Here is a 13,938-nt window from a genome sequence, read left to right as displayed (position 1 = left end):
CTGATAGTTCCAGATATGATGTTGCGTTGCATAATTCATCGTTTTATAATTTTGGTTTAACCTTTCGTACCCATCACGCTCTCAAATTTGTATTCTACTGCATCATCTTTAATTTGCGGTGCAGATGCTTTTGCTGTTGTCAAAATCGGGTACATATTGGCGTAAAAATTCATTACTGCGTCCACGCTCCAACGTGGTTCGGGGTCGGTCAGTCTGATCTCCTGTCCTTTATCTTTGAGTATAAACACTCGCTCTAATCGGGTTGCTAATAACATATTGCTCGTTTTAATTATTAATACTGTTCTTCTTCGTCTGCTTCATCAATAGGATAATCGCCAGTAACTGCTTCCTCTGGCGGTTCGGGTGTCGCTTCTTCCATTGCTCCGAAAAGGCTCGGTGTGGCAAACTTGTCGGATAATGATGTTTTGCGTTTGCGTATCTCGTCCGCTTTTTCGGGAAACTCCGTCATATCGGGTACTTTCATCCACGCTTCACGGAATTTGCCCTCTTTCTCCAACTCGTCAGCCTTTGCCATAGCATCTTTAAACTTCTTGTCTTTGGCTTCTTTTTCTTTTTTCTCTCTTTCGGTTTTTTCTTTCTCGATTGCGGACTGTTTTTTAACCTCTTCCAATTGCTTTAAGAATTTTTCCATATCCACCATTAAGCCCGATACTTTTTGTATAGGTGTTGTTATCTGTTCAAAAAATCCCTCGTCAAACTCTTGGGGCGTGGCGTTAAATGTTAATGGGGGAATACCGTTTTTGGCACTATCTCCGCATTGTTCGTTGTTAAGCAATACCGTTACAATTAGGTTGCTTTCTATTCCTTTTGAAATGTTCAGTTGTAATACTCCTGTAAAGTCCAACTGCTGTATCTGATTGAAAAAATTTGTGTTCATCGTTCTAAAATTTTAATTGTTGAAGATTGCTTTCTGATTACTGTCAGTTTCTCGTACATATCTAGCCAATAGGCTTTTTGTCTTTTGTCGAACTCCGAAAAACTTTTGTCTTCGTGGCGGTATTCTTTGTATTGCCTAGCCATTTTAATGGCTTCTTTAAGGTTTGTTATCTCAATAGGACAACCGTTTAAATCTGTTACTTGCATGGCTTTATGAATGTGATTTTTCAGCGGTATAAACTCCATTTTCATAGTAACCAAATAGCTGTTCCCAAAGCCGTATCAAGCTATTTGTATCTATATAGAAAAATTCCGTTCTATTGCAGTAAATGATATATATAGCTTCGTCTTTGTATTTCGTTTCGAGGCTTTGTGATTTAGCTAAACTTTTCGCTTCGTCTATTGATTTTACTTTCATATCTTTTGTTTATAGTAGGCTACCACCGTTTAAGGTGGTAGCCTATGATTATCTAATTAAGGTTTAGGATTTCCGCACCGTCTAAGGCAAAATCATTACACAATTCAAATGCTTTCTGCGATTTCAGTTGGGCAGTACCACCTAATACAATGCTCTGCAACTTGGCTTCGTCATCCTTGTAATTTCTCACGTTCTGATAGTAGCCTGTAACAGCGTTGTATGCCCCGAATAACGTGCCTTTTGTAGTGTCCATTTGCTGTGTATCGCTTATCATCGCATACGCAAAAGCATCTTCAACGGTGTTTTTAAACACGGTGGAAATTTCATCTTCCGCACCTTTTTTAATTAGGTCAAGCGTTTCTTTATTTGGACAAAGTGCCAACTGTATTAGCTTTCTTACCTCTCGGTCTGTTACCTTTACTTTTGCCCACTCGTTAAAAATGCCCTCTAATTGGTTGCTCAATGTGTTGGCTAGTCCCATAATCTTGTGAGCGTTCTCGATACGTTGTTTTGCCCCCGAAGTGTGTTTGATACGGACAACATTTGTCATACTGCGTAACGAAGCATTTAAGGTATTTTGACAAACGATACGGATTGGTGTGAATGCGGCTGTGATACTTCCACTACCATCGTGCGAAGTGGTTAGGAAAATGTATTTTTCCGTAACATCATCGCCACTGCCTACTCGGATATAGTCGGGCAATTTGGCTGTGATAAAAATGCGTTCTCCGTTGCCTAACGCTCCTGCGGTTTCATAGAGAATACCCTCGCCACCGCCTACAATAGCATCAAAGAAATTAAATGCTTCACGGTTTTGTACTATGTGGTAATCCTTACCGACTACTCCCAATACTGCATTGTTATCGGTGCGTATGTTGGCGAAATAATTAGGCACTTCTAATTCGCTACTTCCTATTTCTATGCCGTTAGCCGTTTCGATAATGCCCGAACCTTTTGTAAATAGTGGGGATTTTACGACTTCGTAATCTAAACCTGCGTGTTTGATAGCTTCCTCGCTTGTCGGGTATTGCTCCACGATTTGCCCCAAGTTGTGCCACGCTTTTTGCTGAACGCTAAAAAATGAATAACGTCCTGTTCTCTCGTTGAAATTGATATTATGTGCCATAATGCTTAAAAATTTGATGTTAAAAAATAATTGAATACTTGTTGTTAAAATGGGAGGTCGTCTTCTGTTTTGCTATTGTTTGCACCTGTAGTAGCTTGTACCGTTTCCGTTTTTTTGCTACCTCCGTGCAATTTGATTTGAGAGGTATGGAAATTCAGTCCTGCTCTTGGCTCTCCGTCATTACCTGTCCACGCTCTTGTACTTACTCGCCCCGATAGTTCTACCAATGTGCCTTTTGTAAGTAGCTTGGCTACATTCGGTGTTATCCAATAGGAGCAGTCGAAATAGGTTGTTTGCTCTACACGCTCGCCTTGTTTGGTACGGTAGCTGTCGTTGGTCGCTACTGAAAAGTTTACTACTTGTTTGTCCTGTGACGTTGTGCGTACTTCCGCATCTCTTGTCAGTCTTCCTGTGATGTTCATGATTTCTACTTTTTTACGTTATTAATTTTGTTCTGATTTAATTTCCCTTGATTTATTCGGCAATGAGAGGAGGTGCTGAAGTTTCGTTTCACTCTTTTGCCATTTCCAATGCTGTATTTTTTCATTTCTGACATTTTTTTTATTCGTCTAAAGAGCCGGAGTATGCTTTGTTTCGTTTCACGAGCATAAAAAGGTTAGTGTTTAGCAGGAACAAGGTTTTGTCAAAAAAATACGACCCGAATGGGTGGAGATTTTTTTGCAAACCAGGAGGGCACGACCTTGTTCCTGCGTTAAGAACACGGAAATACCTTTGCTCTTGAAATGGAACAAAACAGCATACCGGTTCTTGAATAAAAAAACATGTGGAAGCACGTGAAAAAGGCATTGAGGAAATGGCCTTATGATTACAAAATCTGCAATTATATTTAGCAGAATTTATTTTAGTATCTTAAACTATTGTGGCTTTGGAAGCCACGTAAACGATGCTGAAAATATTTGTTGAGGGATAAGATTGGGTAGTTTTTCAGGATGGTTTATTGAGTTATCCTGCCAAGCTCTATTATTGCGTTGGATGTGCGCTGGAGGAATAAATGTGCTTTTAAGGATAAGTATGGGCATAAAAAAAGGCGGAGCTTTTTTGCTCCGCCTTTAAATACCGTAATCTTCCCTATACTAACCGGAATACGTAACGATTTATCATTTCTGTTTGTCCTATTGTTTGAAGATGGGCGTAAGCATCTATGATTGATTGAAGATGTTCTTTATCCTTACACACAACATATTTCTGTGCCTGATGAAACATTGCCAGGTCCTTATTTACATAGAATCCAATATGTTGTACACGTTTTGCTTGGGAATTATTGCAGATAAAAGTATCATTACTGCCAAGTGGTAATATGAAATTTCCAAAATCATCAAGATTATTACTGTCACTTTCTATTAAAGGAGCATCTCCTAAAATTGATTTGATATTTGGATTCGAGTTAACATAACTGTTGTTATGAACCCGGAGTAATTTTTCCTCGCTTATATTAAGATTGTCATAGAAAGGTAGAAATGGGAATATTAATTTTTTGGTATGCCTAAACAATTCAGAATTCAATAGATAATCCAATGCCTCCTTATGATCGGAACCATCTTCTTTTTTAATTACTATGTTTACAGGAAGTTTATCATATGGGTACTCCATGTCTTTGGTGTCAAAAAGATTATCATTTGCCGGCAAGCGCCATTTCATCGATGACGCCATTACCAATATAGATGTTAAGGCTTCTTCGGTAATAATACCTGTACGTGTAATTTCGACAAGATCTTTTGAAAACTTTTCATCAAGTTCGGCATAAAGTTTTTCCATATTATCGTTTGGCATTCCGTCAAAGTACCAGGTATTCCGGTTCATCTCAAAGAAGACAGACTTGGGACTTCTTCTCTCTTTTGCGAAAGCCCCTTTTTCTTTATCATACAGATAAAGCATATTATCTTCATCAGCAAATCTCTTAATAAGAAACTGCGGGATATAATGGTGTCTTTTTGATAGTGTCATGCATGTTAAATATTAATCAGTGCTGTCATTTTCTTTATTCTGGTTACGTTTTTCAAGTTCCTGTAGATATGTACCATACAAGCCTATTTCATTAAGTGCTAATCTGAATACAGTTCCATATATGGGTGGAGGTGTAAACAGCTCGAACGTGTCACAATCGGGATCTCGGTCAGGAAAACTGTATTTAGCTTTAAGATGTGCTGGTCTTTTAGCAATCTGATTGGTCTTGATACTTTCTAAAATTTCGTATGTAGCCAATATTAAAGCTGTAGACTCCCCAAATGAAGTAAGTTTATCAATATAAAAGAATTGCTTATCCTTCAGTATTAATGGCGGGGTAAAGAGGTTGATAATTCTTGAAAGAGCAAGTAGAAATCTCTGTTTCATCCTCAAGGTATCTTCTGCGTTTACAAAAAATGGCCTAATGAAGAAAAAGAAATCTTTTTCTTTTAATTTCTGAGCAAGATAAAATTTGTCGTAATAATAATAAAGCGCCTGTGCTATGTGGACTCTTCCTTGATCAGAACACTGATCAGCGAATGATTTTATATAATCAAGAACCTCATTATATTGGGACGCTTCAAGAAAATTTGACATAAGAAAATTTTCAGGACTCTTCTGAAATTCATCATAACCGCCATCCTGAAGTTTTTCGAGAATATTGATAAGGGTAATTGGAGGGTTTGGAGAGTTTAGGGAAAAGTAGGCTATAACAATCTTTTCAAATGCAGATGGTCTTCGTATGCCATAAAATGAAAGTAGCTCATCAAAAAAACAGTATGGATAAAAAGGTCTGTTACTAAGCATACTTGGATTTATATCTGATAGATCATTTTCAAATAGATATTCGTCAATAGATGAACTAAGAAACTCGTCAATTACTCCAAAGGTCAGATTGAAAGATTGAATGCCAATTAAGCCAGTAATTGAAATGTTTATCAAATTTCTGCCCCCATTTGTCACATTTCCTTCGATGACAACTTCCATTGGTTTTACTATTTTTTCCACAGATGCTATAGTAAACTTCTTGTTAGCAGACTTTTCGGTTTCTTCCACAACTTTATAGTCAATATCATCCTCTTCGAGCAGATCAATAACCCCTTTCCAATATTGCACCAGTTCCTTACACTTCTCGTGTGTGTTAGAATTTATCGGGAATGCATCCAACCCTTCTGCCACAGTCAAGATTGTCGTTGCCTTAAATCTGTCGCAAAAATTGAGGGCAAACTGGCGGATTCCGGGAAGAGTTGCTATGTTAGTTAGATAATGGTAGTACTCGTGTATAAATATGGACTGTTGTTGACCAATATTGAGATCTGTAATGAAAGTTGTTAAATTTTGGATATCAAATCCATCAAGACATATATAAAATCTGTCGGGATAATATTTTATTTTGGTAAGGTCTATTTCTTCCACAGGATAAATTTTATATTAATAGAAATTCTGCTGAATTCTTGGGAGATTCTTTTTATCATTCCCAACTGTAAATATAAAAAATAGTGCGTTCAAAATTGGAGGAATGAATGTAAATAAGAAGCAGGATTCTATGATCCTACTTCTTGATCTAATATGTTATATTGATTCCATAAAAGCATTTTCCATAGACCTAAATTTATCAGAAACCAAATCCATATCCTTGCTGATTTTCTGACTGGTAATCTTGGCATAAATTTGAGTGGTAGAAATATTTTTATGTCCCATCATTTTGCTGAGGCTTTCAAGTGGTACACCCTCTGTTAAAAACATTGTCCCAAAAGTGTGTCTTGCTGTGTGAAAGGTTACTTTTTGTTCTGTAACAATATCTAATTCTTGAATTAGTTTGTCTATATGACTGTTACAAATTTTGTTTGTAGGAACAGGAAAAATAGAATCATTTCGGGTGGTACCTTTATATTTTTCAATAATTCGTTTGGGTATTTCCATAAGCCTTACATTAGAAGCAACATCAGATTTTTGTCTTCGGCTTATAATCCAATCGTGACCATCAAAAAAGGATTGTATGTTAGTACTTTTAAGTTGTTTAATATCTATATAAGATAGTCCTGTAAAACAGCTGAATACAAAAAGATCCTTTACAATTTCATAATTTTGTTTTGAAGGATTGTGTAATAACAGGGATTCAACGTTTTCCTTAAGTAAATAACTACGGTCATTTTCCTTCATCGATATTTCATAATCTTCAAAAGGATTTTTCCTGATAAGACCGTTTTTGACAGCTATTTCCGCAACACGATAGAGTGGCATAGTATATACCCAAACAGTATTGTGTGTGCACTTTTTGTCTATTCTAAGGAAGAAATCAAACTCTCTGATAAAATCACACGTCAATTCCCTGAACGCCATGTCATCACGATGATACCTGCTTTTGATAAATTCAGCAACGTGGTTATAGACAATTTTGTACTTGTAGTAGGTACTTTCGGAGCGTTCTCCTTGTACTACCATTTTTCCAAAATCGTCATTGTTCTTTTTAAATACTTTCAGCAAAGAATCTTCCATAACACCAACACCGAGAAATGCAAGCTTCAGCTTTTGTGCCGTTACAAAACCCTCGTGTTTCAGCATATCTTCATAAAGGGTATCGATACGTGCCCGTATATTATCCAATTTTTGATTAATACCTAGTGCTTTCGCACTCTTGCCTTCAACTCTTCCGTACTTTAAATCCCAATTATTGAGGTTGATTTCTAACTTAGTTCCCAAAGTCTTAGGTGTCCCATCAATGGTAATGCGTGCCATAATTGGAGCATTACCATTCTTTTTCGGCTCGTTCTTTTTTAAGTAGAAAAGTAGCTTGAACGTGGATTTTTTTGTCTGTTCCATAACTCAAATGTTTAATGTTTAAAATTAAATTACATTGAGTTACAAGGGAATATGAAAAATAGCGCAAAACACTGAAATATAATCACTTACACTGATAGGTTATTTTATAAATCGGTAATGAATTAGTAACCTAACTTTGTGTTTTAATGACCAAAACCTATCAGACACCGAGTTCCGAACTAAGACTACTGTTTTATAAAACCCTGCATAGCAACGGTTTTAACCGTTTTGCTTATTTTTGCTTTTTACTAATCTTTTTTAAATAAAAAAAGGATATGATATAAAAACTTTGTAATTTTATAATTATTATTTGAGATCAGATAATGAACAATAAAACACACCATTATGAAAAAAATATCAACCTTCTTCCTTAATTACCGTAAGAGGTAATTCTCCAATCATTTTTCTTTAGATTTTAAAGCCTATCCTTCAATCACTTCAGTATTTATTGCTGAAAGATTTTAGGATCACATTCCTGACCTCGACATTCAGGTTATTGACGGTTTGATAAATGAAATATGACCTAAAAAACTAAAACCATGCTACCCGATACTCCCTTAAAAATATGGACAGAAAATCTTCTGACCACCCTTTTGCCCGAAAATTACGTTTATCATAATTGGGAACATACGCTGTACGTCGCGGAAAAATCTCTTGAAATAGGGCAGGCGCAAAAACTCACAGAGAAGGACAAAAGACTGCTTTTCGCTGCTTCACTGCTTCACGATGTCGGTTATATATGCAAGTATAAAGGCCACGAAAAAGAAAGCTGTGAGGTTGCAAAAAATAATCTCCGGACTTTTGGATATTCCGAAGAGGAAACTGATGAAATACTGGATTTAATTATGGCGACAAAAACACCGCAGCATCCCAAAAACATGCTTCAAAGGGTGATTTGCGATGCGGATCTTGAATATCTGGGCACCGAAAATGCAGAAGCTTTTTCTCAGAAACTTTTTAAGGAATTACATTCATTAAATCCGGATTTAAGTCTGGAAGAGTGGAATAAAAACCAGGTTTCCTTTATTTCCAAACATCACTATCATACTGCGTACTGCAAGAAAAACAAAGAACCACTGAAGCAGCAATATCTCAACAAGATCATGAAGAATTCATAATCTGAGCAGAATATTATCTTTAGATGATTTTATCTTCCCCGGTTTCGTAGAGATGATTTTCAGACAAATATTCAATAAGGCTTGCATCCACCTGATCTTTATTCATCCTGTAAAAATGCTGAGGATCGTGATAATCTGCGCCGGTTCCGTTCATTCCCAAAATAATGTATCTCTGAAAGGGTGTGCCTTTGATCTCAAAATTAACTTCGCGTTTTACTACACCGTGATCTTCCTGCGTTGCTCCTAAGCTGAGGATACTGATTTCGTTTCCCTGAATCTCAATTTTCATAGCTTTGATTTTTAATATTTAAAATTTAAAGTTTTTCATTTTCCAGCATTTTCATCACAATCGTTTCCTCTTTTGTGAGGCCGGTTTTGCCGTCATTTACTTCAATCTCATCCAGCTCATCCAGATATTTTTTAATGGAATTATTCTCGTACAGATTGATGACTAACGGATGAACGTAATATTTTCTGCAGACATTACCGGTATTTCCGAGGTGTGACGCCACCATTTCAAGCGCTTCCTTTACTTTGGTTTTGTACTCTCTGTCGCTTTCCGCTTCCCCGATTTCTTTGAAAGCGATCAGTGCGTTTACCGTTCCGGACCAGGTTCTGAAATCCTTTGCGGTAAAATCTTCACCGCTGATTTCCTTAATGTATTCATTTACCATTCCGGAATCAATCGCATGCCGCTGTCCATTCTCGTCGTAGTACTGAAAAAGTTCTTTTCCGGGAATGTCTTTGCAGTTCTGGACGGCTTTTGCAAGTTTGGCGTTTTTCAGATCAATGTCGTGATAAATTCCTTTTTTTCCTTTAAATGAGAAATTTATTCGGTGGCCTTTGATGTTAACATGTTTGTCCTTAAGGGTTGTCAGCCCAAAAGAGCCGTACAGTTTCTCATAAACATTGTTGCCGATCCGGATATTGGTTCTTTCCATTAAACTTACCACCACAGCAAGAACTTTTCTTTTTTCCAGATTTTTTAACGCCAAATCCTTTTCGAGATGAAGCCTGATCTGAGGAAGGGCATACCCAAACTGAAGCATGCGGTAAAACTTGGTATGATTTCTCAATGCATTCCACACCGGATGATAACGGTACTGTTTTCGGTTTTTAGCATCAATTCCCGTAGCCTGAAGATGACCATTCTGTACCGCGCAAATCCATACATTTTCCCAGGCGGGAGGAATCGCGAGTTTATTAATGCGCTGAATTTCTTCCGAATCTTTTATTTTTTCATCCCCATTATAATATACAAATTTCTTCCCCCATTTTTTGCGAACGATTCCATCCGCTTCGCGGTCGGTGGTGTAAACCAGGCTTACCGCTTTCGCAGATTTCACCGGATCCTTCATGATTTTAATGATTTTTGAAGGACTTAAGGAGATGACTATATCATTATTGGGATTATTCATTTAATAAGATAATTGATACATTAAATTAACCATTAACAATTTCACCGCCGTTAGGGTGCAGAACCTGTCCGGTGATGTAAGATGATTCTTCAGAAGCCAGAAAAAGAAAACAGGTAGCTACTTCATTAGGTTCTCCGGCGCGTTTCATCGGGGTATCACTCCCGAATTCAGCAACTTCTTTTTTTGAAAATGTTGAAGCTATCAACGGAGTCCATATCGGGCCGGGAGCTACAGCATTCACCCGGATTTTCTTTGCTGCCAAATTAGCGGAAAGACTTCGGGTAAAGGATAAAATCGCACCCTTAGTCGCGGCATAATCCATGAGATGATCGCTACCACGATATGCCGTAACCGAAGTCGTGTTAATGATGCTGCTTCCGCTTTTTAAATGTTTCATGGCATATTTCGTAAGCCAGAAAACGGAATAAAAATTAGAGTGAAAAGTGTTCATCACCTGTTCTGTCGAAATATCTTCAATGCGGTCTGCTTCCCAGTGGTTTCCGGCATTGTTGACGAGAATGTCAAGCTGACCGAACTCAGCGATCGTTTTGGCAATGACTTTTTTACAGTGATTTTCTTTTCCTAGATCACCCTTTATCAGAACGCATTTGCCGCCGAGTTTCTCTACTTCTTTTTTGGTCTGTTTTGCATCAGAAACTTCGCTGAGATACGCAATAACCAAATCCGCTCCCTCCTTTGCAAAAAGCAGTGCAGTCGCTTTTCCGATACCGCTGTCGCCTCCGGTGACCAAAGCTGTTTTGCCTTTAAGTTTTCCTTCTCTGCTTAAAGGGGCGCTTTTGGGAGCAGGAGAAAGCTGGGCCTCAAGACCGGGCTTCCGCTGTTTCTGCAAAGGACGGATTTTGGTTTTCGTTTTCTTTTGCATTACATTTTGAAATTATTTCTTTCCTCTGGTCAGTAACCATAAGATCAATCCGACAACACCAACGACGAGGATAATTCCCCACCACATTCCTGCTTTAAAAATAGTGCCTATGGCTTCACAGGAAGTTAAAGAAATCAGTGCGAAAACTGCTAAGCTGAGTAATGTGAACTTTTTCATAACGTTTATTTTAATAGTTTAATTTATTCTGAATTTGGAGAACTTTTCAGACGCGGTGAAAATCAGGGCGCCATCTGTTAATTGATTTTTTTATATCGTCGCCTGAAATTTTCTGGGTTAGGGCTTTTTCAAGCAATATTTTATATTCGTCATCATAAGCAAAACGGAGTGCGGCAATCTGCCCGAAATTCAGCTGCTCTTCCACATCATCCGATCTTTTTCCGAAAATTTCGAAGTAACGCTGTTTGAACTCAAGTCTTATAATTCTGTTCTGATTTCCCAAAGCGTAGTGTTGACGGAGCATGAAAGCCAAATAAAACAGCAGAAAAATAACCGTTGAAAACAAAATCCATATCAGCTGGTTTTCTTCATCTTTGAATGCTTTCCTGATACCAAAAACAAAAAGAAAGATCAGAATCGGCAATAATATAAAATGATGTGGCGGATAATATTTTTTATGGTTGGTGTAATTTTGGGTTTTCATAAAATTTCTCTATCAAAAATGCAACCACTTTCAATTAATATTCTGTAAGAAATTAATAATCAGATGCTTCAGTTTATTCTTTTTCCAGCAACGCGATCGCTTTCAGCATATCAAAACCTTTCCCAAGGACCGGTTTAAAGAGATCACCTTTTTTTTCTATCCGTTCCAGCGCATTTTCAATGTTGAAATCTGTAGGTTTTAAACCGGTTTTCAGTTCTTCCCATTCAATCGGCATGGAAACCGGGGCGCCGTTTTTAGGCCTTAAGCTGTAAACACTCGCTAAAGTCTGTCCGCGCCGGTTCTGAAGATAATCAAGATAGATTTTGTTTTTGTCACGTTTCTGCAAAGTCCTTTCCAGCGTTGTAATATCGGGCAGTTCTTTCTGAACCATCTGCATCATAATGTGAGCGAAGTTCTTTACCTGTTCAAAAGAATACTGCGCGCCGGTCGGGATATAAATATGAATTCCGGAACTTCCCGAAGTTTTGCAGTATCCTTTTATTTTTGCTTTATCCATTACCGTTTTTACCATTTTTGCCGTTTCGATGACGTCTTCAAAACTGTTGTTTTCTGACGGATCCAGATCCAAAACCAGATAATCCGGCTTGTCAATGGTATCTACGCAGCTCGTCCAGACATTCAGCTCAATGCAGCCGAGATTGTTAAGGTAAGCCATCGTTGCTTTGTTGTTGCAGAGAATATAATTGATGAATTTGTCACCGGATTCGGAATGTACTTTTTCGGTATCAATCCAGCCCGGAGTTTCCTCGGAGGCGTCCTTCTGGTAAAAACTCATCCCGTCGATACCGTTCGGGAAACGGTTCATCGATTGGGGCCTGTCTTTAAGGTGAGGTAAGATATATTTGGCAACGCTTTGGTAATACGCAATTACATCGCCTTTGGTTACCTGGTCTTTCGGAAAATACAGTTTATTCTGATTGGTGAGCTTTACTTCCTGTTTGTCAATTTTCGTGAGTGTTTCATTTTCCCTTTTCATAACAGATTGTTTTAGTGGAGCAGCTTTTGGACTTTTTTTTAATTCTTCTTTTTTAAAATTCAAATCTTCAGGATTGAGGTCTTCCCGCAGTCTCAGAAAAACCGGATGACGGAAAATATGGTCTTTGGTAAGTTCGGTGAATTTTATTTCTGCAATAAGCTCGGGTTTAATCCACGTTGCTTTGTCATTGGTTTTCGGAGTTTCGGCAAACGGACTTTCCGAGGTAATCAATGGTTCCATTTTTCCGTACAATTCCACTAAAGATTTATCGCTGAAACCCGTGCCTGTGTGTCCGCAGAAAATAAGATCTTTACCGTTATATCTTCCCAGAATCAGCGACCCGAATTTCTTTCTGGCTCCTTTCGGTGCGGTAAATCCACAAATGAGCACCTCTTCAGTCTGCTGACTTTTTATTTTGAGCCAGTCACCGTTTCTCGTGCCTTCCCGGTAAAGAGAATCGGTTCTTTTGGCAATCATTCCTTCGAGTCCCATTTTTTCGGTCATGCGGAAGAAATCTTCACCTTTTTCCAGAACATGGTCGGAATATTTTACAAATTCTGTTTCAGTGAGCGCGTCTTTAAGCAGTTCTTTTCTCTGTAGATAACTTAGATCTTCGGTAGAATGTCCGTTCAGCCAAAGCAAATCGAACACCTGAAAAATGACGTTCATATCCGGGTTTTCTCCAATCCGCTGCAACCACTGGAAATTCGGTTTTCCTTTATCATCGTAAGCCACAAGCTCGCCATCCAAAACCATTTCGTGACTTTGAAATTTGAGCGAATTGGCAACTTTTTTAAATTTTTCAAGATAAGACAATCCGTTTCTTGAATAGAGCTGCACATTTTTCCTTAAATCCGCGATTGCCCGATAACCGTCCCATTTGATCTCGAATGCCCATTCTTTCCCGCTGAACGGCTCTTTAGCAATGCCCGCAAGCATTGGAGTGATAAATTTTTTCAGTTTTCTTTCGCCGGTAAGGGCAGGAGTATAATTTTTAAATGATTTCACACTTTCATCAGCGGAAGTCTTCTTTTTCTTTAATTTTCCCTTTGAAATAAGGTATTCAGAAACTTTGGAATCGGGAGCTGTATTTTCTTCGGCATCATAAGTATCGGTAGCAAATTCGTCTTTATGTTTGATGAGAAGCCATGAATTTCCTTCTGTTGAATTTTTAATTTTGACAAGCGCAAATTCACCCTTTAATTTTTTGCCGTGCATTACAAATTTTAAAGATTCTTTGTGGAGTTCCTGCTGCATCACAAGATCATCGGTTTTTCCCTTCACTTTGTCAAGCGGCTCATAAGTTCCTTCATCCCATATTTCCACTTCTCCGGCTCCGTAATTGCCTTCTGGAATGCTTCCTTCAAAAGTGCGGTAAGCAAAAGGGTGATCTTCAACCATCATGGCGAGGCGTTTGTCGGCTGGATTTAGCGAAGGACCTTTCGGAACAGCCCAGCTTTTCAGAACGCCATCCATTTCCAGCCGGAAGTCGTAGTGCAACCGACTTGCTGCATGACGCTGAATCACAAATTTCAGTTTGCCTTTTCCGCGTTCCGCTTTTCCTTTAGGTTCGGCGGTCTGCTTAAAATCTCGTTTGCTGTTGTACTTTTCTAATGCCATTTTTTTTTTGAT

At 38.2% G+C, this 13,938-nt stretch carries 16 protein-coding genes; 1 reads left to right on the top strand and 15 read right to left on the bottom strand.

Features of this window, described 5'->3' with window-relative positions; translation table 11 throughout:
- Positions 1–56 precede the first annotated feature (56 nt).
- From KSK37_RS03780 to KSK37_RS03740, 9 genes are all read right to left on the bottom strand, one after another.
- The gene (locus KSK37_RS03780) at positions 57–275 is read right to left on the bottom strand and encodes a PRTRC system protein C (RefSeq protein ID WP_217199565.1); all 219 of its coding nucleotides are present in this window, start codon (positions 273–275) and stop codon (positions 57–59) included.
- A 17-nt stretch (positions 276–292) separates the two neighbouring features.
- Positions 293–898, bottom strand: a complete 606-nt coding sequence (locus KSK37_RS03775; protein ID WP_217199563.1) for a PRTRC system protein E — start codon at positions 896–898, stop codon at positions 293–295.
- A complete protein-coding gene (locus tag KSK37_RS03770; RefSeq protein ID WP_217199561.1) occupies positions 895–1,104 on the bottom strand; it encodes a hypothetical protein in 210 nt (69 codons plus the stop codon). The genes KSK37_RS03775 and KSK37_RS03770 overlap by 4 nt, the downstream gene beginning before the upstream one ends.
- Positions 1,105–1,108: 4 nt before the next feature.
- A complete protein-coding gene (locus KSK37_RS03765) occupies positions 1,109–1,315 on the bottom strand; it encodes a DNA-binding protein (RefSeq protein ID WP_217199560.1) in 207 nt (68 codons plus the stop codon).
- Positions 1,316–1,367: 52 nt separating this feature from the next.
- Positions 1,368–2,441, bottom strand: a complete 1,074-nt coding sequence (locus KSK37_RS03760; protein WP_217199558.1) for a DUF932 domain-containing protein — start codon at positions 2,439–2,441, stop codon at positions 1,368–1,370.
- A 44-nt stretch (positions 2,442–2,485) separates the two neighbouring features.
- A complete protein-coding gene (locus KSK37_RS03755) occupies positions 2,486–2,863 on the bottom strand; it encodes a single-stranded DNA-binding protein (RefSeq protein ID WP_217199556.1) in 378 nt (125 codons plus the stop codon).
- Positions 2,864–3,530: 667 nt separating this feature from the next.
- Positions 3,531–4,406 (bottom strand): DUF4238 domain-containing protein, encoded by an 876-nt coding sequence (locus KSK37_RS03750; RefSeq protein WP_217199554.1) that lies wholly within the window; start codon positions 4,404–4,406, stop codon positions 3,531–3,533.
- A 12-nt stretch (positions 4,407–4,418) separates the two neighbouring features.
- Positions 4,419–5,822, bottom strand: coding sequence for a hypothetical protein (locus KSK37_RS03745; RefSeq protein WP_217199552.1), 1,404 nt, complete (start codon positions 5,820–5,822; stop codon positions 4,419–4,421).
- Positions 5,823–5,978: 156 nt separating this feature from the next.
- Entirely contained in the window at positions 5,979–7,229 is a 1,251-nt protein-coding gene (locus tag KSK37_RS03740; RefSeq protein ID WP_217199550.1) for a site-specific integrase, read from the bottom strand.
- Positions 7,230–7,768: 539 nt separating this feature from the next.
- Here KSK37_RS03740 and KSK37_RS03735 point away from each other — a divergent pair.
- Complete coding sequence (locus KSK37_RS03735; RefSeq protein WP_217199549.1) at positions 7,769–8,347, top strand: HD domain-containing protein; 579 nt, start codon at positions 7,769–7,771, stop codon at positions 8,345–8,347.
- Positions 8,348–8,366: 19 nt separating this feature from the next.
- Here KSK37_RS03735 and KSK37_RS03730 read toward each other — a convergent pair whose 3' ends face one another.
- The 6 genes from KSK37_RS03730 to ligD all read right to left on the bottom strand — a co-directional run bounded on the left by KSK37_RS03730 (position 8,367) and on the right by ligD (position 13,926).
- The gene (locus KSK37_RS03730) at positions 8,367–8,636 is read right to left on the bottom strand and encodes a hypothetical protein (RefSeq protein WP_217199548.1); all 270 of its coding nucleotides are present in this window, start codon (positions 8,634–8,636) and stop codon (positions 8,367–8,369) included.
- A 25-nt stretch (positions 8,637–8,661) separates the two neighbouring features.
- A complete protein-coding gene (locus KSK37_RS03725; RefSeq protein WP_217199547.1) occupies positions 8,662–9,765 on the bottom strand; it encodes a DNA topoisomerase IB in 1,104 nt (367 codons plus the stop codon).
- A gap of 25 nt (positions 9,766–9,790) precedes the next feature.
- Positions 9,791–10,648 carry an SDR family oxidoreductase gene (locus tag KSK37_RS03720; RefSeq protein ID WP_217199546.1) on the bottom strand — a complete coding sequence of 286 codons (858 nt, stop codon included), beginning with the start codon at positions 10,646–10,648 and terminating at the stop codon, positions 9,791–9,793.
- Positions 10,649–10,660: 12 nt separating this feature from the next.
- Positions 10,661–10,825, bottom strand: coding sequence for a phosphatidate cytidylyltransferase (locus KSK37_RS03715; RefSeq protein WP_088360386.1), 165 nt, complete (start codon positions 10,823–10,825; stop codon positions 10,661–10,663).
- A gap of 46 nt (positions 10,826–10,871) precedes the next feature.
- Positions 10,872–11,309, bottom strand: coding sequence for a DUF6526 family protein (locus tag KSK37_RS03710; protein ID WP_217199545.1), 438 nt, complete (start codon positions 11,307–11,309; stop codon positions 10,872–10,874).
- Between the two features lie 73 nt (positions 11,310–11,382).
- A complete protein-coding gene (gene ligD, locus KSK37_RS03705; protein WP_217199543.1) occupies positions 11,383–13,926 on the bottom strand; it encodes a DNA ligase D in 2,544 nt (847 codons plus the stop codon).
- Positions 13,927–13,938 lie beyond the last annotated feature (12 nt).

Origin of the sequence: Kaistella soli (assembly GCF_019038595.1) — a bacterium.
Classification (GTDB): domain Bacteria; phylum Bacteroidota; class Bacteroidia; order Flavobacteriales; family Weeksellaceae; genus Kaistella; species Kaistella soli.
Note: the sequence above shows the minus strand (reverse complement) of the source record. Positions and strands in the feature narration are given on the sequence as shown.